Genomic DNA, 21,054 nt, shown 5'->3' on the forward strand with positions numbered 1-21,054 from the left:
GATGAAGAGCCGGGCGGACCAGTTGCTCGTCGAGCGCGGCTTCTTCGAAAGCCGGGCGCGCGCGCAGGCCGCCATCGCCGCCGGACTCGTCACGGCGAATGGCGCGGCCGTGCGCAAGGCCTCCGAAATGGTGGCGCAGGACGCCGTGCTAACGGCGGAAGCGCCGCACCCTTACGTCTCGCGCGGCGGGCTCAAGCTCGAAGCCGCGCTCGACGTCTTCCGCTTCGACCCGAAGGACCGCATCTGCCTCGATGTCGGCTCCTCGACCGGCGGCTTCACCGATCTTCTGCTGAAGCGCGGAGCCCGGCATGTGATCGCGGTCGATGTCGGGCGCGACCAGCTCCATGCCTCGCTGCGCGACGATCCGCGCGTCACCAGCCTCGAAGGGCAGGATATCCGCACCCTCGCCGTCGAGACGTTGAGCGAGCGACCGAGCCTTGCCGCGATCGACGTCAGCTTCATCTCGCTGAAGCTCGTGCTGCCGGCCGTGGCCGGGCTGCTGGCGCCGGAAGCCGGCATCGCGGCTCTGATCAAGCCGCAATTCGAGGCCGGACGTGCGGCGCTGAAGAAGGGCATCGTCCGGGACGAAGCCGTGCAGCACCAGGTCTGTGAAGAGATCGTCGCATTGCTGGGTGAACTGGGCTTCTCTATCGATGGCCCGATCCCCTCCCCGATCGAGGGCGGCGACGGCAATCGCGAATTCCTGGTCGGCGCGCGCCGGACCGGGTGATCAGCGTACCAGCAGCCTGTCGATTTCCTTCTGCAGAGCCGCATCGTCGAATGTCGCGATATCGACCGTGCCATTGGCGTTGATGAACTGCGCCGAGCGCGAGATCAGCTTGCGCAGCGCCTCGCTCGCCACCTCGATGATCAGGGGCAGTTCGGCAGGGCGCGGCAGCTCGACGAGCAAGGCATTCACCGTCATCACCAGCCGCGTCATCGATTGGCAGACCTGCTCGAAGGCCTGGCGCCGCCGAGGATCGACGCCGTCATAGGCCGCGAGCGCCGCGGACGCACAGCGTAGCGACGATGCCTCGAAATGCTCGCGGTAGCCGATGCTGCGCCAGGCTTGCAGATCCTCGACGATGCCGGGGTCGCTTGCCGCCAGCTCGATCAGCATCAATGCTTCGCTGAAATTGTTGAGAAAATCGGTCGAGAGCCGGGGCGCCTGCGCCCCGTCCCTGCCCTCGGCCGCCGTTCCGGCCTGTGTTTTCGTCGCGGAGACGATCATCCCGAGCCCCAAACCGGCGCGACTATGGTGGCCCAACCCCCAAGAAAGTGTTGCTTCGCCCACTCGCTATCTTGCTAAACAGGCCGCATGTGCGGACGCTATGCCATCACCCTGCCGCCCGAAGCGATGCGCGAAAGCTTCGGTTACCGCGAGCAGCCGAATTTCCCGCCGCGCTACAACATCGCACCGACGCAGCCGGTTCCCGTCATCCGCCCGTATGACGGGGCGCGACAGTTCCTGCTGATGCGCTGGGGCTTCGTCCCGAGCTGGGTGAAGGACCTCAAGGATTTTCCGCTGGTCATCAACATCCGCAGCGAAAGCGCGGCCGAAAAACCCTCCTTCCGTCATGCGCTGACACGGCGCCGTTGCCTGCTTCCCGCGGATGGGTTCTACGAATGGCGCCGCAGCGGAACGGGCCGGCAGGCACGTGCCGACGCCTTCCTGTTCCGGCGGCCTGACCGCGGCTTCTTCGCCTTCGCCGCGCTCTGGGAGACCTGGCATTCGCCGGATGGCTCTGAGCTCGACACCGTCGCGATGATGACGGGCCCCGCCAACGGCACGATGGCCGCGATCCATCACCGCTGCCCGATCATCCTCGACCCGCGGGACCACGAGGCCTGGCTCGACCCCGATGCGACGCCGCAGCAGACGCAGCGCCTGCTGAAGCCACCGCCGGACGATTTGCTGGAAGTCGTCGCCATCGGCCCGGCGGTCAACAAGGTCGCCAACGATGCTCCCGACCTGCAGGAACCCGCCACTGCCCCCCAAGAACCTGTACCCACCGATGCCGAATCCACGCGCCATGCGCGCAAAGCGACCCGGCGTCCCGCCGATGATGGGCAAGGCAGCCTGTTCTAGCGGCGGAATCATGCTCTGATCGCGCAAAAGCTCAATGAGGAAACGCTGATGCACGGTCGCCGCCCCACCATCACCTCCCGCCACGGCATGGTTGCCGCCGCTCACCCGCTCGCAGCGCAGGCCGGAGCGCGGCTGCTGGCACAGGGTGGCAACGCCTTCGACGCCGCCGCCGCCACCGCTGCCGCACTGAATGTCGTCGAGCCCTTCATGTCCGGCCTTGCCGGCATGGGCTTCGCCACGATGTGGGTCGGTGCCGAACAGCGCATCCGCGTTCTCGACTTCGTGCCCCCGATCCCGGCGAGCTTCCCGGCCGAGCGCTTCAGCAAACGCACCGACCTGGAGCGCGGCGCGCTCGCCGTCGCCTCGCCCGGCAATCTCGCCGGCTGGTGCGAGCTGGTGAAGACCTATGGGCGCAAATCGCTGACCGAGGTCTTCGCGCCGGCCATCGCACTGGCGCGGGACGGTTTCGCGCTCGCCGAGTTCGGTGCGGCCGAGTTCGAGGAGAACGACCCGCTCCTGAAGAAGTACCCGGCGCTCTACCCGGCCTGGTCGCAGAACTACCAGCCGGACGGCAAAGCCATGCATCTCGGCTCGCTGCTGGTTCAATCCGACCTCGCGCAGACGCTGAGCGAGATCGCCGCCAAGGGGCCTGATCACTTCTATCGTGGCGCGCTCGGAGAAAAAGTGATCGCGCATCTCAAGGCGCTCGGCGGGTCGATGACCATGGCCGATCTCGATGCCGTGAGGACCGTCTGGCGCGAACCCCTCGCCGTCTCGTATCGCGGGCTCACCGTGCATGTACCGCCGCCGCATTGCGAGGGCTTTCAGTTCCTGCTGACACTGCGCCTTCTCGAGGGTGTCGACCTCTCCTCCCTGCAAAGAGACGGGGCGGAGCATCTCGACTTCGTCTACCGCGCCATCCGGCTGGCGGCAGGCGAGCGCATCGCGCACAACAATCCGAGCCCGGAGACGCTTGCCGAAATCCTGTCCGATGCGTCGGTCGAGCGGCTGCGCCGGCGCCTCGCCGACGGCAAGCCGATCACCGGCCCCACCGAGCAGTGGACGCCGCAGGACAAGGAAGACCCGGCGCACACGACCTCGCTTTCTGTCGCTGACAAGGACGGCAACCTGATCTGCATCACGCAGAGCCTCGGCAGCCCCTTCGGCAGCGGCGTGGTCGTGCCGGGCACGGGCCTATGCCTCAACAACTTCCTGTACTGGGCGGATGTGCAGACGGGCAGCCCGAACAGAGCCAAGCCGGGCGACGCGCTGGCGATGTGCATGTCGCCCTCGATCTCGACGCGCGACGGCAAGCCCGTTCTCGCGCTCGGCACGCCCGGCAGCTACGGCATCATGCAGACGCAGGCACAGGCTATGGTGCAATATCTGGACTTTGGGCTGCCGCTGCAGGAGGCGATCGAGGCTCCGCGCGCCCGGCTCTGGGACGGCCGCCGCGTCGAGATCGAAAACCGCATCACCCCGGAGACGGTCGCCGAACTCGTCCGGCGTGGGCATGACGCGCACGCCTTCGACGTCGGCTGGACGATGCGATGCGGCGGCATGCAGGCGGTCGCGATCGATCCCGCAACGGGCATCTTCACCGGCGCGGCCGACCCGCGCCGCGATGGCTATGTCGCGACGCCCTGAGGCGTCGCACTTCCAGGGCCAATCCCGGTTCTACTGATTTGCCAGCACGGCGCCCGGATTGAAGATGCCTTTCGGGTCGAGCGTTTTCTTGATGGCACGCATCAGGTCGAGCTCGACCGGATCCTTCACGCCCGGCAGCAGGTCGCGCTTGAGGCGGCCGATGCCGTGTTCGGCCGAGATGGAGCCCTTGAGCTCGGTGACGATGGCGTGAACCGCCTCGTTCATCTCGCTCCAGCGTGCGAGGAAGGCCTGCTTGTCGGCGCCGACCGGCTGGCTGATGTTGAAATGGATGTTGCCGTCGCCGAGATGGCCGAACGGCACCGGCCGGCAGCCCGGCACCATCGCCTCGACGACGGCGATCGCCCGCTTCAGAAATTCCGGCGTCGCGTGGATCGGCACCGAAACGTCGTGCTTGATCGAGCCGCCTTCATAGGTCTGCACCTCGGACATCATCTCGCGCAGCTTCCAGAAATCGGCGCGCTGGGTCAGCGAACCGGCGAGCGCAGCATCGGTGACGATGCCCTTCTCCAGCGCCTCTCCGAGAAAGGCCTCGACATGCTCGTCGAGCCCGGCGGCGGACTGGGCGGAGACTTCCATCAGCACGTACCAGGGCGACGGTTCCGAGAGCGGATCGCGGGCGCCCGAGGCGTGGCGCAGGACGAAATCCAGGCCGATGCGCGGCATCAGCTCGAAGGTGGTGAGCGTGCCTCCGGCTCCGGCCTTGGCCGCGTTGAGCAATTCGAGCGCCGCTTCCGGGTTCGGCACGGCGAGGAAGGCCGTGGCGCGCGCCGCCGGCAGCGGGAAGAGCTTGAGCACAGCCGCGGTGATGATGCCGAGAGTGCCTTCAGCGCCGATGAAGAGGTCCTTGAGATCGTAGCCGGTGTTGTCCTTGCGGAGCTGGCGCAGGCCGTTCCAGATGCGCCCGTCCGGCAGCACGACTTCCAGCCCGAGGCAGAGCTCGCGAGCATTGCCATAAGCGAGGACCGCAGTGCCGCCGGCATTGGTCGAGAGGTTGCCGCCGATGGTGCAGGAGCCTTCGGAGGCGAGCGAGAGCGGGAAGAGACGCCCGGCCGCCTCGGCGGCGTCCTGCGCCCGCTTCAGCGTGACGCCGGCCTCTACGATCATGGTGTCGCCGTCGCTGTCGACCGCGCGAACCTTGTCGAGGCGCTGCAGCGAGAGGATGACCTCCCTGCCCTCCGCGATCGGGATCTGGCCGCCGACGAGACCGGTATTGCCGCCTTGCGGCACCAGCGTCGAGCCGGTCTCGGCCGCGAGCTTGACCAGCTCGGCAACCTCCGCGGTCGAGCCGGGGCGGACGATGCCTTGTGCCTTGCCACGGAAGAGATCGCGCCACTCCTTGAGATAGGGCACCATCGCGTCGGCATCGGTGACGATGTTCTTCGCGCCGACGATGCCGGCCATGCGATCGAGAATTGCGCTCATCCTGTAGCCCTAGCCCTTCCTGCCGCGCCGGAATACGCCGACGAGCTCGACATGAGCGGAATAGCGGAACTGGTCGACCGGCGTCACGGCCTCCAGCGCATATCCGCCCGCAACCAGCGTCGCAGCGTCCCGCGCAAAGCTGCCGGCGTCGCAGGAGACATAGATCACGTCCCGCACCTTCGAGGCTGCCAGCCGCTTCACTTGCGCCTCCGCACCGGCACGCGGCGGATCAAGCACCACGACGTCGAAACCGTTGAGTTCGTGCTCCAGCAGCGGGCGACGGAAGAGATCGCGTGTCTCGGTGGCGATGGGCTTCAGCCCCGGCGTCGCTCCGAAAGCCTTGGCGAGCGCCAGCATGGCCGCCTTGTCGCTCTCGACCGCGAGCACCTGCATGCGCTCCGCCATGCGGAAGCTGAAGGGGCCGCAACCGGCGAAGAGGTCGGCGGCGCGCTTGCCCTTCGGCAAGGCCGCCATGACGAGCCCCGCCAGTGTCTCCTCGCCCAGCGCCGTCGCCTGCAGGAAGCCGCCAGGCGGCGGGGCGACCAGCGCCTTGCCCATCTGCTGCAGGGGCGGACGGCGCTCGACGACGACCTCGCCATGATTGGAGAGCCGCGCGAGATCGAGCCGTTCGGCAAGCTGCGTCAGAGCGAGCCTGAGCTTGTCGCCAAGCGGGCCGTGGCCGCGGATATCGACATCGAGCCCGGCTTCCGAGGCGGTGATCTGGATATCGAGCGGCTTGTTCGCGCTGCCCATCCGATTCGCCAGCATCTGCGCGACGGCGGGCGCCCGGTCGAGGCCCGGCGCCAGCACAGGGCAGGCCTCCACGGCGATCAGATCATGGCTGCGCGCGGCCATGAAGCCGACCACCATCGCCTCACCCTGGCGGCGGGCATGAAAGGTGACGCGGCGGCGCCCGACGCCATGAGCATCGACCAGCGCGGCGACCGGAGCAGCGACGCCGGCGCGCTCCAGCGCGGTCACGACCTGCCGGCGCTTCCATTCGCGATAGAGGCCGGGCGCCATGTGCTGGGCTGCACAACCGCCGCAGCGGGTGAAGAGCGGGCAGATCGGGGCGACGCGGGAGTCAGAGGGCGTAATGATCTCGACGAGCTGGCCGCGTTCGCCATCGACCACCGCGCGCACGGTTTCGCCCGGCAAAGCATAGGGAATGAAGACGCTGCCAGAAGGCGTCCGCGCGATGCCGTCCCCACGCTGGCCCAGGTGGTCGACGGTGAGAATTTCATTCATGGCGAGCTTTGGAGAAGGATTTTCTCCGGGCTGCGGTTTTGCGGCTGGCATTGTTCCGAACTCGGGGCGTTCGCCCGCATGTTGATGACCTCGGCAAGGCTTTCGCCTATCAGGTCGGAGAGGAATTGGGAAATCCGGCCATGACCATCCGCGACGGCGTCATCGAAGCCATCGGCAATACTCCGCTCATCAAGCTGCAACGTGCCTCGGCCGAAACCGGCTGCGCCATCCTCGGCAAGGCCGAGTTCATGAATCCCGGCCAGTCGGTGAAGGACCGCGCCGCACTCGCGATCATCCGCGACGCCGAGGCGAAGGGACTGCTCAAACCGGGCGGCGTCATCGTCGAGGGGACGGCCGGCAATACCGGCATCGGGATCGCGCTCGTCGGAAACGCCCTGGGCTATCGCTCGGTCATCGTCATCCCCGAGACGCAGAGCCAGGAAAAGAAGGACATGCTGCGTCTCGCCGGCGCGACGCTGGTCGAGGTGCCGGCCGCGCCCTACGCCAACCCGAACAACTATGTGAAGGTTTCCGGCCGCCTTGCCGGGGAGCTGGCGAAATCCGAGCCCAACGGCGCGATCTGGGCGAACCAGTTCGACAATACCGCCAACCGCCAGGGCCATCTCGACACGACCGGCCCGGAGATCTGGGACCAGACGGCGGGCAAGGTCGACGGCTTCATCTGCGCGGTCGGTTCGGGCGGGACGCTCGCCGGCGTCGGCATGGCGCTGAAGGCGCGCAACCCGAAGGTGACGATCGGCCTCGCCGACCCGATGGGCGCGGCGCTCTATTCCTACTACACGACCGGCGTGCTCAAGGCGGAGGGCTCCTCGATCACCGAGGGCATCGGCCAGGGCCGGATCACCGCCAATCTGGAGGGAGCACCGGTCGATGTCGCCTTCCAGATCCCGGATGCGGAAGCCGTGCAGATCGTCTTCGACCTGCTGGAGCATGAGGGGCTCTGCCTCGGCGGCTCCTCCGGCATCAACGTCGCCGGCGCGATCCGGCTGGCGAAGCAGATGGGGCCCGGCCACACCATCGTGACCGTGTTGTGCGACTACGGTACGCGCTACCAGTCGAAGCTGTTCAACCCCGACTTCCTGCGTGCGAAGAACCTGCCCGTTCCAGGCTGGCTGGAACGGGATGGCGGCCTGAAGGACGTCGTGGCCAGGGTGATGGCCTGAGGCCGCCCGCCTCAGGCCGCCTTCGCGGCGGCGTCGAGCGCTTCGATGTCGCCGGCGCGGTCGTATTGCGCCTGATCGAGCAGGCCCTGCCGCTTGGCGACGAGGGTCGGCACCAGTGCCTGGCCCGCGACGTTCACGGCGGTGCGACCCATGTCGAGGATCGGGTCGATCGCGAGCAGCAGGCCGACACCGGCGAGCGGCAGGCCTAGCGTCGAGAGCGTCAGCGTCAGCATCACCGTCGCGCCGGTGAGACCCGCGGTCGCCGCGGAGCCGATCACCGAGACGAAAACGATCAGCAGATACTCCTGGATGCCGAGCGGGACGCCATAGAACTGGGCCACGAAGATCGCCGAGATCGCCGGATAGATCGCCGCGCAGCCGTCCATCTTGGTGGTCGCGCCGAGCGGCACGGCGAAAGCGGCGTATTCGCGCGGCACGCCAAGGCTCTTCTCGGTCACGGCCTCGGTCACGGGCATGGTGCCGACCGACGAGCGCGAGACGAAGCCGAGCTGGATCGCCGGCCAGGCGCCCGCGAAGAAGCGAGCCGGCGACAATCCGTGCAGCACGAGCAGCGTCGGGTAGACGACCAGCAGCACGATGGCGAGGCCGATATAGATCGCAATCGCGTACCAGGAGAGCTGCTCAAGCGTCTGCCAGCCATACTGGGCCACCGCATTGCCGAGCAGGCCGATGGTGCCGATCGGCGTCAGCCGGATCACCCACCACAGGATCTTGCGCACGATCGCGAGGAAAGACTCGTTCAGGGCGAGGAAGCTGTTGGCGCGCTCGCCGACCTTCAGCGCCGCGACACCGACGACGATCGAGATCACCAGCAGCTGCAGCACGTTGAAGCCGAGGCGCGTGGTCGCCGCGCCGCCATCGACCTTCGTCGTCGCCTGCAGACCGAACATGTTGGCGGGCACCAACCCTTTGAGGAAATCGAGCCAGGAGCCGACCGTGCCCGGCGCCTTGGCGCTCGCGGCAGCCACACCCGCATTGATGCCCGGCTGGATCAGCAGGCCAAGCGCAATGCCGATCAGCACTGCGATGAAGGCGGTGAGAGCGAACCAGAGCAACGTCTGCCAGACCAGCGTCGCGGCGTTGGAGAGCTGCCGGAGATTGCTGATCGAGGCGACGATCGCCGTGAAGATCAGCGCCGGCACCAGCGCCTGCAGGAGCTGCACGAAGATCGAGCCGGTGGTCGCGAGCGTCGTCGTAAGCCAGTTGGGCTGACCCGCGGCATCGGGGCCTATATTGCGGGCGACCCAGCCGAGCACCAGCCCGACCGCCATCGCGGCCAGGACCTGGAAGCCGAAGCTGGAATAGAACGGCTTAGAGCCGGCAGCGGGCGCGCCGCTCCGGGATATGGATGTCGTCATGGCGAGATCTCGTCGGTGACTGCGTTACAGCAGAAAATTTACTTCTATATACGCTCCAGAAAACTCTCTGCAAAAGGAAGTTATTCTATATTTTGATGCTCTGGCGATACAAACATTCTAGCTCCCTATCCACTTGCCGCGAGATCTGACGGACCGAGACGAATGCTCCAGCAGCCAAGAACAGCGTGCCGTTCGGCCGTTCATTTGCCGCAAAAGTGATTTCCCCGAAGGCAGAACAGTTCTAGCCTGCGCTGAAGATCCCGCGAGCGACGAGGTGGTGAGATGTCCGTCTCGCATATCAGGCTCGCCGCAGTCGCGGCGCCGGAACAAGCCCCCGATCCCGCCGCCGAGCAGGGCCAGGTTCATGCTGCGGGCGTCATCGCCTCCAGTGTCTATGCCCATGGCGTACGCGTCGCCGATATCCCGGTGGAGGAAGCCGGTGAGTGGGCGCGAAAGGACGATCACGTCGTCTGGATCGGGCTCTTCGAACCGGAACCCGCCCTGCTCAAATGCGTGCAGCACCAGTTCAACCTGCATCCGCTCGCGGTCGAGGACGCCACGAATGCACATCAGCGGCCCAAGCTCGAGCAATATGGCGATGCCCTCTTCGTCGTCGCGCGGACGGCTCAACTGATCGAAGGGCGCATCGCCTTCGGCGAAACGCACGTCTTTCTCGGCCGTGGCTATATCGTCAGCGTCCGCCATGGCGCCTCGACCTCCTACAAGTCCGTCCGGCAGCATTGGGAGACCTGCCCGACCTCTCTGGCCAAGGGCGAAGACTTCATCCTCTATGCGATCCTTGATTTCATCGTCGACAACTACATGCCCGTGCTCGAGGCGATCCACGAGGAGGTCGAGGAGATCGAGGACAAAGTCCTCGCCAAGCCGATGGCGCGCTCCGACATCGAGCGCCTTTACATGCTGCGGCGCGACCTGCTGCGCCTGCGCAACGCGATTATGCCGCTGCTCGATGTCTGCCAGCGCCTCACCAACGGCAATGTTCCGCAAGTCCGGCCGACACTTGCGCCGATGTTCCGCGACGTGACCGACCATCTGCGCACCGTGCAGGAGAAGATCGACAGCCTGCGCGAGGTGTTGGCCTTCGCCTTCGAGGCGAGCCTGCTCGTCGGGCAGAGCCAGGAGAACTCGATCACCAAACGGCTCGCCTCCTGGGCAGCGATCCTGGCCGTTCCGACCGCAGTCGCGGGCATTTACGGCATGAACTTCAAGAACATGCCGGAACTCGAACTGCATTACGGCTACTACGGCGTGCTGGCGTTCATCGTCGCGTCCTGCGCCGTGTTGTACTGGCGCTTCAAACGCAATGGCTGGCTGTAGCTAGCGCAACGGCCAGACAAGCAGGATCATCGGCACCGCGAGCAGGATGACGATCAGCGACAAGGGCGCCCCCAGCCGGGCGTAATCGCTGAACCGATAGCCGCCCGGCCCCATCACGAGCGTGTTGCACTGGTGCCCGATCGGCGTGAGGAAGTCACAAGCCGCGCCGATCGCCACCGCCATCAGGAAGGCATCGGGATTGTAGCCCAGGTTCCTCGCGAAGCCCGCGCCAATCGGCGCCATCACCAGCACCGTCGCGGCATTGTTGAGAAACGGCGTCACCGCCATCGCCGCCACCAGGATCAGCGCGACCGCAGCCCAGCCCGGCAGGCCGGCGCCGATCACCGCGAGCCAGGAGGCGAAGAGATCGGTCGTCCCCGTCGTCCGCAAGGAATCGCTGACCGGGATCAGAGCAGCGAGCATCAGCAGAATCGGCGCATCGATGTTCTGGTAGGCTTCGCGCAACGGCAGGCAGCGGCAGGCGATGAGCAGCACCGCCGCCGCGAAGAAGATGAACGGAACCGGCGCGAGTCCAGCCGCGAGCGCAGCGACCGCGGCGAGCGTAATCACGACCGTGAGCACGACGCGCCGCGTCGAGCCAAGCGGCACCAGCCGGTCCGCCAGCGGCAGCAGGCCCATCTCGGAGAGCTTTTCCGGCAGCAGCTTCTCGTCGCCCTGGATCACGACGATGTCGCCGGCCCTCAACCTGATGTCGCGCAGGCGCTGGCTGAAGCGCTCGCCGGAGCGGCTGATCGCGATCATGTTGACGCCAAAGCGCCGGTGCAGGCCGAGATCGCCGGCCGATTGCCCGATCAGGGTCGAATCCGGCCCGATGATGGCCTCGGCGATGCGGTCGGGGTCGAGCGCATCGCCCTTCTGGGTCGGCCGGTCCTTGCCGGTCAGGTCGAGTCCGCCTTCCGCCACGACCCGCTCCAGCACGGCGGCGTCGCCACGCAGCAGCAGGATATCGCCGGCCCGCAGGCCGGCATCGGGCAGCGGCGCCTGGACACGACGCTCGTCGCGCAGGATCGAGACGATCTCGACAGCGTCTCCGCCGATCGCCTTGAGATCGGCCACCGTCCCGCCCGCGAGCGGCGACTTCTCTCTGAGCTTGGCCTCGGTCAGGTAGTCCTTGATGTCGATGGCTTGATCGAGCGAAACCGCGCCGCGCCGGTCGCGCGGCAGCAGGCGATAACCCACGCTGAGAAAGGCACAGCCAGCGAGTGCCACCACGATGCCGACCGGGGCGAAGTCGAACATGCGGAACGGCTCGCCGCCGAGCTCCTGCCGCACGCGCGCGACGATGACGTTCGGCGAGGTGCCGACCAGCGTCACGATGCCGCCGAGCAGCGAGGCGAAGGCCATCGGCATCAGGAAGACGGAGGGCGATTTGCCGTCCTTGCGGGCGAGCTGATAGGCGATCGGCAGCATCATCGCGAGCGCCCCGATGTTCTTGATGATCGCCGACATGATCGCGACGGTGAAAACCAGCAGTGGCACCTGCAATTGGGTGGAAGCCGTGGCCGAATCCAGCTTCGAGAACAGCCTTTCGATGATGCGCGAACGGGCGACCGCTGCGCTCAGCACCAGCGCGCTGCCGACGATGATGACGATGTCGTCGGAAAAGCCCTTGAAGGCATCGGCAGCCGGCACGAGCCCGAGCAACACGGCAGCGAGCAGGGCCAGCATCGCAACCACATCGTAGCGAAGGCGGCCCCACAGGAAGGCCGCCATCATGCCGGCGACGAGGAGGACGGAGAGAATCTGCGGCTGGGTCATCCGGTCGTCAGCGTAGCCTGCTGGACAGTCGCCTCACAGCCACTTCTTCCAGCGGAAGAACAGGTAAGGCAGCACCGCGAAGAGCACCATCGAGACCAGCGCCAGCGGATAGCCCCACTGCCACTCCAACTCCGGCATGGTCTTGAAGTTCATGCCGTAAATCGAGGCGATCAGTGTCGGCGGCATCAGTGCCACCGAGACGACCGAGAACAGCTTGATGATCTTGTTCTGCTCGATCGAGACGAGGCCGAGCGTCGCATCGAGCATGAACTGCAGCTTGTTGGAAAGGAAGGTGGCGTGCTCCTCGATGGCCTGCACGTCGCGCACCGCGGAGCGCCACTCGGCCGAGAAGCCGGTCTGCGCCTTTTTCGGCCGGTTGTAATTGGCCGAGAGGAAGAGCAGCACGCGCTCGATCGACATCATGCTCTCGCGGACATTCGAGATGATGTGCTCGTGCTGGCCGATATGCTGGATCACGACCTGATAGACGCCGCCCTGCTCCACATCCTGGGCACGACCCGCAAAGATCCGGCGCGAGGCCATGTCGACCTTGTCGCCGACACCACGCAGCACCTCGGCGGCACGATCGACGATCGCCTCGATCAATCCGTCGAGCACCGCCTCCGGCTGCTGGCCGCAGCCGCCCGGCTTGGTCGCACGGTTGAGGAAGATGTTGAAGGCGCCCGGCTCATCATAGCGCACCGTCACCAGCGCCTTCTCGGTGAGGATGAAGGTGACGTCGGCGAGCTTCGGGACGATGCTCTCCGACTGGCAGATGACGCGCGCCGTCATGTAATGCGCCCCGTTCTCGGTATAGATGATCTCGGAGGGCTCGAGATCATGCATCTCCTCCCGCGTCGGGATGGAGATGCCGAGAAGGCCCTCGACGCGCTTGTCCTCTTCCGGAGTCGGGTTGAGCAGGTCGATCCAGATGGCATCGGCGGGCAGGATCTCCCCGGCTCCCGCGACAGCAGCACGAAGCTTGTCACGCGAATCCGGGCAGATGCCGTGAATCGTCAGCATGGGGCGAATCTCGCTGCACGGTCGGGATGATCGACCTGCAGGAACTCCGATCCGGAACGCATGTCAAACCGATGACGGCTCAGACGCCGCCTTTCACTCCTTGAGGCGGCTTCGAGTCGGCCGGCACGAAGAAATCGGGCATCAGCGGCACGGACGGATCGACACGGTAGGGCGTGAAGTCGGTTACGCCTTCGCCTGCCATGAAGCTGTCGTCGATCAGGAAGTTTCCGGAGAATTCGCGCGACGGCTTCGAGAAGATCATATGGGCGGCGTCGGCCAGGATCTCGGGCGTGCGGCTCGCCTGCACCATCTTGTCGCCGCCAAGCAGGTTCTGGACGGCGGCTGTGGCGATGGTGGTGCGCGGCCAGAGCGCGTTGACGGCGATGCCCTTCGGCGCCAGCTCGCCAGCAAGGCCGAGCACGCACAGGCTCATGCCGTATTTGGCGATGGAATAGGCCAGATGAGGCGCGAACCACTGCGTCTTCATGTCGAGCGGCGGCGACAACATCAGGATATGCGGGTTCTCGGCCTTCTCCAGATGGGAAATCGCGTATTTCGAGACCATGAAGGTGCCGCGCGTGTTGATCTGATGCATCAGATCGAAGCGCTTCATGTCAGTCATCTGGGTGTTGCTGAGCTGGATCGCGCTGGCGTTGTTCACCAGGATGTCGATGCTGCCGAAGGTTTCCGCCGTCTTCGCAATCGCTTCCGCCACGCTCTGCTCGTCGCGGACATCGACCATCAGCGGCAGGCATTTGCCGCCGGCTGCCTCGATCTCAGCGGCGGCCGTATAGATCGTGCCGGGCAACTTCGGATGCGGCTCCGCCGTCTTGGCGGCGATAGTGACGTTGGCGCCATCCTTTGCCGCCTTGATCGCGATCGCGAGGCCGATGCCGCGCGAGCCGCCGGTGATGAAGAGCGTCTTACCCTTGAGCGACATCGCCGCCTCCCTGTTCGTTCGTGATGGTGAAACGGCCCGGCTGGGAGCCATCGCGATCGGTGAAGCCGTAGGAACGCGCCAGATCTGCGACATGCAGCACCTGCCCGGCATGGCGCGCCACCTCCGGGTCGGCCGCAAGCGCCGCAACGGCGCGGCCGGCATAGAGCGGCGTCTCGGTGGTTTGCGGGCCAAGCCCTGCATCACGGACGCGCTCGGTCAGGACATGGCCGGGCGAAATTCCCAGTGCGGTGACGCCAAAAGGCTTCAGCTCCTGCGCCATGGCGAAGGTCAGCCGGTTCATCGCGGCCTTTGCGAGGTCGTAGAAGACATCGCCCAGATAGCTGCCCTCGGTGTCGAAGCTCACCGTGACGATGAGCCCGGAACGTGCCTGCACCATGGCCGGCGCCACGGCCCGCACCAGCAGCAACTGCGCATAGACGCCGCTCTCGAAACTCTCGCCCAGTCGCGCCACGGGGCGGCGCCAGAACGGCGTGCCGTAACCGGAGCCATCGGGATAGCGCTCGCCGTCATAGCCTTCGTTCCCGCCCCAGACCGCATCGACGACGCAGTCGAGCCGGCCAAAGCGGCGCAGGGCCCAGGCGACAAGCCCATCGACCTCGCGCTCGCTGGTATGGTCGCAGCGATAGGGATAGCCCTTGCCGCCGGCGGCTTCGACCTCGCGGGCCGTGTCCTCGAAGGTCTCGGGCCGCTGGTCGGTATGAGGACCGGCCTCGCTGGAGCGGCCGGTGACGATGACGGTGGCGCCCACCTCGCCCAGCGCCCGCGCGATGCCGCGCCCGAGCCCCCGAGAGGCGCCCGCGACGAGACAGACGCGGCCGGACAGGGAAGGCTGCATGGCGCTCATGCGCAGGCCATCCGAATCATCGCTGGCCAGGAAGCATCCCCTGCCCTATAGCCCCGGTCCCCTCGCAACGGAGCAGCACCATGGACAGAACGGATGTCGCCGCCTGCTGGGAGGCCAATGCCGAAACCTGGACGCGCCATGCCCGCGCCGGCTACGACCTTTATCGCGACGCGCTGAACACGCCGGTCTTCCTCGCGAATCTGCCGCCCGTCGCGGGCCTGAAGGGCCTCGACATCGGCTGCGGCGAGGGTTCGAACACGCGCAAGCTCGCCGAGCGCGGTGCGCGGATGACGGCGGTCGACATCGCGCCGACCTTCATCCGCCACGCGCGCGAGGTCGAGGCCAAGGCACCGCTTGGCATCATCTATCTGGAAGGGGACGGCACTGCCCTGCCCTTCGCTGGCGAGAGCTTCGACTTCGCCACCGCCTTCATGTCGCTGATGGACATGCCACGGCAGGACCATGCGCTCGCCGAAGCACGGCGCGTACTCAAGCCCGGCGGTTTCCTGCAGTTCTCGATCCTGCATCCCTGCTTCGCCCCGCCCTATCGCAAGGTGCTGCGGGAGGCGGACGGCAGCATCCGCGCCATCGAGGTCGGGCGCTATTTCGACGGCATCGATGGTGAAATCGAGACCTGGCGCTTCGGCGCGGCCCCAGCCGAGGTCAAGGCCAGTGCCGAGCCCTTCCGCGTGCCGCGCTTTCATCGAACGCTGAGCGACTGGGTCGCGACAATCGTCGCGGCCGGGCTGACAATCGAGCATATGGCCGAGCCACGCGTCGATGCCGAGACAGCGCGAAGCGTGCCCTATCTGGCCGATACGCATGTCGCGCCGCTGTTCCTGCACATCCGTGCCCGCAAGGGCGCTACGGCCTGAACAGGGCGCGGCTGTCCTCACGCCGCGAAGACCGCAGCCGCGTCGGCGATGGCACCGGCGCCTTCCGTCACTGCCAGCTCGAGCGCAGGGGCCTCGGTCGCGATGCATTCGGCGTAGAAGCGTGCAGTCGCGAGGTCGCCGGTGCCTTCCGCTTCGGAGCGGGTGGCCAGCGCCTTCTTCGCCAGCCCCGTACCACCCTGCGCCAGCGCGAAAAGCTTGAGATAGGGCGTCGCGCCCGCCAATGCGTCGGCCGGCTTGCCGCCGAGCGCGCCGAGCATCCACTCCGTCGCGCGCTCCAGGGAATCGACGGCGGCGCCAAGCCGGGCGGCCGCATGACCGAAGCCCGGCGTATTGGCGCGCTCGACCTCACCGACGATGTCGCGCATCTCGGCAATCAGCGCATGCACCGCATCGCCCTGCGACAGCGGCAGCTTACGGGTGACGAGATCGATGGCCTGGATGCCGTTGGTGCCCTCGTAGATCGCAGCGATGCGGGCATCGCGCAGATGCTGGGCCGCGCCGGTCTCCTCGACGAAGCCCATGCCGCCATGGACCTGGATGCCGGTCGAGGCGACGTCGATGCCGATATCGGTCGCATAGGCCTTGGCAATGGGCGTCAGGATGGCGGCGCGCTCGGATGCGGCCTTCCGCCTGGCCTCGTCGGTCTCGCGGTGCGAGCGGTCGAGCGCCTCCGCGACCTGATAGGAGATCGCACGCGCGCCTTGAGTCTTGGCGCGCATGTCCATCAGCATGCGGCGTACGTCCGGGTGGACGATGATCGGGCTCATCGGAGCGCCCTTCGGCGCGTCGAGCGCTGTGCCCTGCTTGCGCTCATGGGCAAAGGCCAGCGCGTGCTGATAGGCACGCTCGGCGATGGCGACGCCCTGCAGCGCGACGTTGAGCCGGGCATTGTTCATCATCGTGAACATGCAGGCGAGACCGCGGTTCTCCTCGCCGATCAGCCAGCCGATCGCGCCATCCTTGTCGCCGAAAGCCATGGAGCAGGTCGGCGAGGCATGGATGCCGAGCTTGTGCTCGATGCCGGAGCAGCGCAGGTCGTTGTGAGCGCCGAGCGAACCATCGGCATTGACCAGGTATTTCGGCACGAGGAAGAGCGAGATGCCACGCGTCCCGGGAGGGGCATCGGGCAGGCGCGCCAGCACGAGATGGACGATGTTGTCCGTCAGATCGTGCTCGCCATAGGTGATGAAGATCTTCTGGCCGGTGATGCGATAGGTGCCGTCCGCCACGCGCTCGGCCTTGCTGCGCAGCGCATTGAGGTCGGAGCCCGCCTGCGGCTCGGTCAGGTTCATCGTGCCCATCCATTCGCCCGAGACGAGCTTGGCGAGATAGGTCTCCTTGAGATGCTCCGAGCCGTGCGCGTAGAGCGCCTCGATCGCGCCGACGGTCAGCAGCGGGCCGAGCGCAAAGGCGAAGGCGGCCGAGTTCCACATTTCGATGCAGGCCGATTGCAGCAGCGTCGGCAGGCCCTGCCCGCCATAGGTTTCCGGCGCCGGCAGCGCGTTCCAGCCGGCCTCGGCCCAGGCCTTGTAGGCTTCCTTCCAGCCCGGCGGCGTCGTGACGGCACCGTCCTTCAACTTCGAGCCGTTGAGATCGCCGACGCGGTTCAGCGGTGCGATCACGTCGGCGGCGAATTTCGCCGCCTCGTCGAGCACGGCCTCGGCCACGCCGCCTTCGAGCTCAGGCGCCAACCCGTCTGCGATCAGCCGGTCGAGGCCGGCGACATGGCGCATGGTGGAGAGCATGTCCGAAACCGGGGCGCGATAGCTCATCGATCATCTCCCTGGGACCGGTGCCAGCCTGAGAGGCGGCGGCAGTCCGCTTTTACCGTTGCCGCGATGCTAGATCGCCGCGCGTCCGCAGGACGCGACAACGGCGATCTACCGAATTGTTATCGCATCGGATTATCCCGAAAAGTGGACTCCACTTTTCGGTCCGATGCTATAGCGAGGAACTATCGCCTATGCCACGCAAGCCAAGCCCGACCTTCGTTCCGTGTCGCGCTCGCCAGTTAGTTTATATATAAACCATACCCGGTCAATCTCGCCTTGAACCAGTCTCTCTCCACGACCCGCCAGACGAAGCTCCTTGCCGCCGATGCTGCCGGCATCGCGGAGGCGGCCGAACTGTTGCGCGCCGGCGGACTCGTCGCCCTGCCGACGGAGACGGTCTACGGGCTTGCGGCCGATGCGACCTCGGGAACTGCGGTCGCCGGCATCTATGCCGCCAAGGAGCGGCCGAGCTTCAACCCGTTGATCTCGCATCTCCCGGATCTGGCGAGCGCCCGCCGTCAGGGGCTGTTCGACGCCAATGCGCTGGCGTTGGCGCAAAGCTTCTGGCCGGGACCGCTGACTCTGGTGGTGCCCGCTTCCCCCGGTTGCACGGTGAGCGATCTGGCCCGGGCCGGTCTCACCACCGTCGCGCTGCGCGTGCCGGCGCATCCTGTCGCGCATGCGGTTTTGGCGGCGGCCGGTCGGCCGATCGCGGCGCCCTCCGCCAATCGCTCCGGCCGGATCAGCGCAACCAGCGCGGAGGATGCGCTTGGGGATCTCGGCGGGCGCATCGACGCGGTGCTCGATGCCGGCCCGACGGAGGTCGGTGTGGAATCGACCATCGTCGCCTGCCTCGATGGCGCACCGCGCCTGCTCAGGCCGGGCGGCGTGCCGCGCTCCGCCATCGAACATGTGATCGGCCGGCCGCTGGTCATCGCAGGCGATGCCGGTCATGCGCCGATCTCGCCCGGCATGCTCGCGTCGCATTACGCTCCGGCGGCGCGAGTCAGGCTCGAGGCGCAAGCACCGCAGCCGGGCGAGGCCTGGCTCGGCTTCGGCCCGGACGAGCAGACCTATCCCGATTCGCTCAATCTGAGCCCGACCGGGGACCTGCGCGAAGCGGCGAGCCATCTCTTCGGCTATCTGCGCCGGCTCGACACGCTCGGCCCGACGACCATTGCTGTCGCCCGCATTCCCGAGCAGGGGTTGGGCGAGGCGATCAACGACCGCCTGCGCCGCGCGGCCGCACCGCGCTGATTAGCCGGCTTCGCCGAAGACGACATCGAACCGGCAGCCCGCCCGGATTTGAACGCCACCAGCTTGCATGAATGCAAGATATCGGCTTGCGTATCGGCAGGAGAAACGCGTCGATGTCTTCCAAACTCGCCTGGGACGATTTCCGCCTGATCAAGGCGATCACCGACCATGGCGGGCTGACAGGCGCGGCGGCGGCGCTTTCGGTCAACCACTCCACCGTGTTCCGACGTCTCGGGCAGATTGAGGAGATGGTCGGAATGCCGCTCTTCGAGCGGCGCAAGACGGGTTATGTCGCGACCGTCGCCGGCGCAGAAATGGCGGCTCTCGCCGGGCGAATGGAGGAGGATGTCATCGCCTTTTCCCGCCGTCTCGCCGGTCGCGACGTGGCGCCCTCCGGCGAGATCAGGATCACCACCACCGACACGCTGCATCTCCATCTGCTGCTGCCGATCTTCGCCGGCTTCCGGGAAGCCCATCCGGCGATCCGGCTCGATGTCGTGATCGGGAACCAGGCACTGAACCTGTCCAAGCGCGATGCCGATGTCGCCATCCGCGCCAGTGACACACCGGGCGAGACGCTGGTCGGGCGGCGCATCGCGACCCTCGCCTGGGCGATCTACGGCCGGGCCGACGAGGGCATGGCAGCCGAGAAGGCAGATCCGACTGCTCTCTACCAGCGCGACTGGGTCGCGCTCGGCGATCAGCTCTCGCATGTGAAGGCAGCGCGCTTCGTGCGGGAGCATGTCGCGCCGGAGCGGATCGCGCTGAAGAGTTCTGCGGTGCTCGGCATCACCGAGGCGGTCGAGCTCGGACTCGGCATCGGTCCCCTGCCCTGCTTCATCGCCGACCGGCGGCCGGGGCTGATGCGGCTGATGCCGCCCAACCCCGATTTCGCGACCGGGCTCTGGGTGCTGACCCATCCCGACATTCGCCATGTGCCGCGCGTGCGGGCCTTCATGGACTACTGCAGCAACGAGCTGATGCGGCACCGGACGCTCATCGAGGGGTCCGAGTAGACCGCTATTCCCGCAAAAGCCGTGTCATCCCGGACAAGCGGCTTTAGCCGCGCCGATCCGGGATGCTTGAACCTTTATCGGCAACGCTCCGGCATGGATCCCAGGTCTCCGCTTCGCTGCGCCCGGGATGACGTCGGGCAGCGCGAGATCCTACCCGATCTCGACGACGACGCGGCCCTTGACCTTGCCCTCGACGATCGCCTTGCCGGTCTCGATGACGGCGTCGAGCGGGATCGTCGTGGTCATCGCGGCAAGCTTGTCGCGGTCGAGGTCGCCGGCGAGTCGCCTCCAGGCCTCGAGGCGACGGGGCTTCGGGCACATCACCGAATCGACGCCAAGCAAGGCGACGCCGCGCAGGATGAAAGGCGCGACCGAGGCCGGCAGGTCCATGCCTTGCGCCAGGCCGCAACAGGCGATCGCGCCGCCATATCTCGTCATCGAGAGCAGGTTCGCCAGCGTGTGCGAGCCGACCGCGTCGACGCCCGCCGCCCAGCGCTCCTTGCCGAGCGGACGGCCGGGCTGGGAGAGCTCGTTGCGGTCGATGATCTCGGCGGCGCCGAGGCCCTTGAGGTAATCGGCTTCCTCGGCGCGCCCGGTCGAGGCGATGACGTGCCAGCCGGCCTTGGCGAGCAGCGCGATCGCGACCGAGCCGACGCCGCCGGCCGCGCCGGTGACGACGACCGGACCATCCGCGGGTTTCAGCCCGTGCTTCTCCAGTGCCAGAACGCAAAGCATCGCGGTGTAGCCGGCCGTACCGATCGCCATGGCTTCGGCAGCGGTGAGCCCTTGCGGCAGCGGCACCAGCCAATCGCCCTTGACGCGGCTCTTCTGCGCATAGGCGCCAAGATGGGTCTCGCCGGTGCCCCAGCCGTTCAGCACCACGAGATCGCCCGGCTTGAAGTCGGGATGCGCGGAGGTCTCGACGCGGCCGGCGAAGTCGATGCCGGGGATCATCGGCCAGCGGCGCACCACCGGCGCCTTGCCGCTGATCGCGAGGCCGTCCTTGTAGTTCACCGTCGAATGCGTGACGCGGACGGTGACGTCGCCCTCCATCAGTTCGCTCTCGGCGAAATCGGTGAAGGCGAGGTTGGGACCGGTCTCACCCTTCGTCGCCACCAGGGCCTTGAACGTCGTCATCGCCATCTCCCGCAACGGCCTGTTCCCAATACGACAAGGTT

General features: G+C 66.8%; 18 protein-coding genes. 8 read left to right on the forward strand and 10 right to left on the reverse strand.

The genetic code is table 11. The features are described from left to right. Window position 1 precedes the first annotated feature (1 nt). Window positions 2-730, forward strand: a complete 729-nt coding sequence (locus CE453_RS21330; RefSeq protein WP_089176392.1) for a TlyA family RNA methyltransferase — start codon at window positions 2-4, stop codon at window positions 728-730. On the opposite strand, the gene CE453_RS21335 is transcribed toward CE453_RS21330, so the two are convergent. Next, on the reverse strand, window positions 731-1,231 hold the full coding sequence (locus CE453_RS21335) for a hypothetical protein (RefSeq protein ID WP_089176393.1): 501 nt from the start codon (window positions 1,229-1,231) through the stop codon (window positions 731-733). It lies immediately after the preceding gene. An 87-nt stretch (window positions 1,232-1,318) separates the two neighbouring features. On the opposite strand from CE453_RS21335, the gene CE453_RS21340 reads away from it, so the two are divergent. After that, window positions 1,319-2,089 (forward strand): SOS response-associated peptidase, encoded by a 771-nt coding sequence (locus CE453_RS21340; RefSeq protein ID WP_089176394.1) that lies wholly within the window; start codon window positions 1,319-1,321, stop codon window positions 2,087-2,089. Between the two features lie 48 nt (window positions 2,090-2,137). Beyond that, window positions 2,138-3,736 carry a gamma-glutamyltransferase family protein gene (locus tag CE453_RS21345; RefSeq protein WP_089176395.1) on the forward strand — a complete coding sequence of 533 codons (1,599 nt, stop codon included), beginning with the start codon at window positions 2,138-2,140 and terminating at the stop codon, window positions 3,734-3,736. Window positions 3,737-3,766: 30 nt separating this feature from the next. Here CE453_RS21345 and CE453_RS21350 read toward each other — a convergent pair whose 3' ends face one another. Continuing rightward, window positions 3,767-5,179 (reverse strand): FAD-binding oxidoreductase, encoded by a 1,413-nt coding sequence (locus CE453_RS21350; RefSeq protein ID WP_089176396.1) that lies wholly within the window; start codon window positions 5,177-5,179, stop codon window positions 3,767-3,769. 9 nt (window positions 5,180-5,188) lie between these two features. Further along, complete coding sequence (locus CE453_RS21355) at window positions 5,189-6,427, reverse strand: class I SAM-dependent RNA methyltransferase (RefSeq protein WP_089176397.1); 1,239 nt, start codon at window positions 6,425-6,427, stop codon at window positions 5,189-5,191. A 140-nt stretch (window positions 6,428-6,567) separates the two neighbouring features. On the opposite strand from CE453_RS21355, the gene CE453_RS21360 reads away from it, so the two are divergent. Then, entirely contained in the window at window positions 6,568-7,611 is a 1,044-nt protein-coding gene (locus tag CE453_RS21360) for a cysteine synthase A (protein WP_089178075.1), read from the forward strand. An 11-nt stretch (window positions 7,612-7,622) separates the two neighbouring features. Here the strand turns inward: CE453_RS21360 and CE453_RS21365 are convergent, their stop codons facing one another. Further along, the gene (locus CE453_RS21365; RefSeq protein WP_089176398.1) at window positions 7,623-8,990 is read right to left on the reverse strand and encodes a dicarboxylate/amino acid:cation symporter; all 1,368 of its coding nucleotides are present in this window, start codon (window positions 8,988-8,990) and stop codon (window positions 7,623-7,625) included. 282 nt (window positions 8,991-9,272) lie between these two features. Here CE453_RS21365 and corA point away from each other — a divergent pair, with 282 nt between their 5' ends. Then, the gene (gene corA, locus CE453_RS21370; RefSeq protein ID WP_089176399.1) at window positions 9,273-10,328 is read left to right on the forward strand and encodes a magnesium/cobalt transporter CorA; all 1,056 of its coding nucleotides are present in this window, start codon (window positions 9,273-9,275) and stop codon (window positions 10,326-10,328) included. Here the strand turns inward: corA and CE453_RS21375 are convergent, their stop codons facing one another. The 4 genes from CE453_RS21375 to CE453_RS21390 all read right to left on the reverse strand — a co-directional run bounded on the left by CE453_RS21375 (window position 10,329) and on the right by CE453_RS21390 (window position 14,926). Continuing rightward, window positions 10,329-12,107, reverse strand: a complete 1,779-nt coding sequence (locus CE453_RS21375) for an SLC13 family permease (protein WP_089176400.1) — start codon at window positions 12,105-12,107, stop codon at window positions 10,329-10,331. Between the two features lie 33 nt (window positions 12,108-12,140). Beyond that, window positions 12,141-13,130: a magnesium transporter CorA family protein gene (locus tag CE453_RS21380; RefSeq protein WP_089176401.1), complete on the reverse strand. Its 990-nt coding sequence runs from the start codon at window positions 13,128-13,130 to the stop codon at window positions 12,141-12,143. Between the two features lie 79 nt (window positions 13,131-13,209). Next, complete coding sequence (locus tag CE453_RS21385) at window positions 13,210-14,070, reverse strand: SDR family oxidoreductase (protein WP_089176402.1); 861 nt, start codon at window positions 14,068-14,070, stop codon at window positions 13,210-13,212. Next, the gene (locus tag CE453_RS21390; RefSeq protein ID WP_089178076.1) at window positions 14,054-14,926 is read right to left on the reverse strand and encodes an SDR family NAD(P)-dependent oxidoreductase; all 873 of its coding nucleotides are present in this window, start codon (window positions 14,924-14,926) and stop codon (window positions 14,054-14,056) included. Before CE453_RS21390 ends, CE453_RS21385 begins: the two co-directional genes overlap by 17 nt. A gap of 89 nt (window positions 14,927-15,015) precedes the next feature. Between CE453_RS21390 and CE453_RS21395 the strand changes: the two genes are divergently transcribed. Continuing rightward, entirely contained in the window at window positions 15,016-15,810 is a 795-nt protein-coding gene (locus tag CE453_RS21395; protein ID WP_089176403.1) for a class I SAM-dependent methyltransferase, read from the forward strand. A gap of 17 nt (window positions 15,811-15,827) precedes the next feature. Here CE453_RS21395 and CE453_RS21400 read toward each other — a convergent pair whose 3' ends face one another. After that, on the reverse strand, window positions 15,828-17,603 hold the full coding sequence (locus tag CE453_RS21400) for an acyl-CoA dehydrogenase (RefSeq protein ID WP_089176404.1): 1,776 nt from the start codon (window positions 17,601-17,603) through the stop codon (window positions 15,828-15,830). A gap of 276 nt (window positions 17,604-17,879) precedes the next feature. On the opposite strand from CE453_RS21400, the gene CE453_RS21405 reads away from it, so the two are divergent. After that, window positions 17,880-18,860 carry an L-threonylcarbamoyladenylate synthase gene (locus CE453_RS21405; RefSeq protein ID WP_089176405.1) on the forward strand — a complete coding sequence of 327 codons (981 nt, stop codon included), beginning with the start codon at window positions 17,880-17,882 and terminating at the stop codon, window positions 18,858-18,860. A gap of 113 nt (window positions 18,861-18,973) precedes the next feature. Then, complete coding sequence (locus CE453_RS21410) at window positions 18,974-19,876, forward strand: LysR family transcriptional regulator (protein WP_089176406.1); 903 nt, start codon at window positions 18,974-18,976, stop codon at window positions 19,874-19,876. 150 nt (window positions 19,877-20,026) lie between these two features. Here the strand turns inward: CE453_RS21410 and acuI are convergent, their stop codons facing one another. Beyond that, window positions 20,027-21,013 carry an acrylyl-CoA reductase (NADPH) gene (gene acuI / locus CE453_RS21415; RefSeq protein WP_089178077.1) on the reverse strand — a complete coding sequence of 329 codons (987 nt, stop codon included), beginning with the start codon at window positions 21,011-21,013 and terminating at the stop codon, window positions 20,027-20,029. Between the last annotated feature and the right edge of the window lie 41 nt (window positions 21,014-21,054).

This window comes from Bosea sp. AS-1 (assembly GCF_002220095.1).
Lineage (GTDB): Bacteria > Pseudomonadota > Alphaproteobacteria > Rhizobiales > Beijerinckiaceae > Allobosea.

Excerpts from the sequence above, each read along its gene's own strand:
- CE453_RS21330 (WP_089176392.1), top strand. The coding sequence starts at position 2 with ATGAAGAGCCGGGCGGACCAGTTGCTCGTCGAGCGCGGCTTCTTCGAA.
- CE453_RS21335 (WP_089176393.1), bottom strand. The coding sequence starts at position 1,231 with ATGATCGTCTCCGCGACGAAAACACAGGCCGGAACGGCGGCCGAGGGC.
- CE453_RS21340 (WP_089176394.1), top strand. The coding sequence starts at position 1,319 with ATGTGCGGACGCTATGCCATCACCCTGCCGCCCGAAGCGATGCGCGAA.
- CE453_RS21345 (WP_089176395.1), top strand. The coding sequence starts at position 2,138 with ATGCACGGTCGCCGCCCCACCATCACCTCCCGCCACGGCATGGTTGCC.
- CE453_RS21350 (WP_089176396.1), bottom strand. The coding sequence starts at position 5,179 with ATGAGCGCAATTCTCGATCGCATGGCCGGCATCGTCGGCGCGAAGAAC.
- CE453_RS21355 (WP_089176397.1), bottom strand. The coding sequence starts at position 6,427 with ATGAATGAAATTCTCACCGTCGACCACCTGGGCCAGCGTGGGGACGGC.
- CE453_RS21360 (WP_089178075.1), top strand. The coding sequence starts at position 6,568 with ATGACCATCCGCGACGGCGTCATCGAAGCCATCGGCAATACTCCGCTC.
- CE453_RS21365 (WP_089176398.1), bottom strand. The coding sequence starts at position 8,990 with ATGACGACATCCATATCCCGGAGCGGCGCGCCCGCTGCCGGCTCTAAG.
- corA (WP_089176399.1), top strand. The coding sequence starts at position 9,273 with ATGTCCGTCTCGCATATCAGGCTCGCCGCAGTCGCGGCGCCGGAACAA.
- CE453_RS21375 (WP_089176400.1), bottom strand. The coding sequence starts at position 12,107 with ATGACCCAGCCGCAGATTCTCTCCGTCCTCCTCGTCGCCGGCATGATG.
- CE453_RS21380 (WP_089176401.1), bottom strand. The coding sequence starts at position 13,130 with ATGCTGACGATTCACGGCATCTGCCCGGATTCGCGTGACAAGCTTCGT.
- CE453_RS21385 (WP_089176402.1), bottom strand. The coding sequence starts at position 14,070 with ATGTCGCTCAAGGGTAAGACGCTCTTCATCACCGGCGGCTCGCGCGGC.
- CE453_RS21390 (WP_089178076.1), bottom strand. The coding sequence starts at position 14,926 with ATGCAGCCTTCCCTGTCCGGCCGCGTCTGTCTCGTCGCGGGCGCCTCT.
- CE453_RS21395 (WP_089176403.1), top strand. The coding sequence starts at position 15,016 with ATGGACAGAACGGATGTCGCCGCCTGCTGGGAGGCCAATGCCGAAACC.
- CE453_RS21400 (WP_089176404.1), bottom strand. The coding sequence starts at position 17,603 with ATGAGCTATCGCGCCCCGGTTTCGGACATGCTCTCCACCATGCGCCAT.
- CE453_RS21410 (WP_089176406.1), top strand. The coding sequence starts at position 18,974 with ATGTCTTCCAAACTCGCCTGGGACGATTTCCGCCTGATCAAGGCGATC.
- acuI (WP_089178077.1), bottom strand. The coding sequence starts at position 21,013 with ATGACGACGTTCAAGGCCCTGGTGGCGACGAAGGGTGAGACCGGTCCC.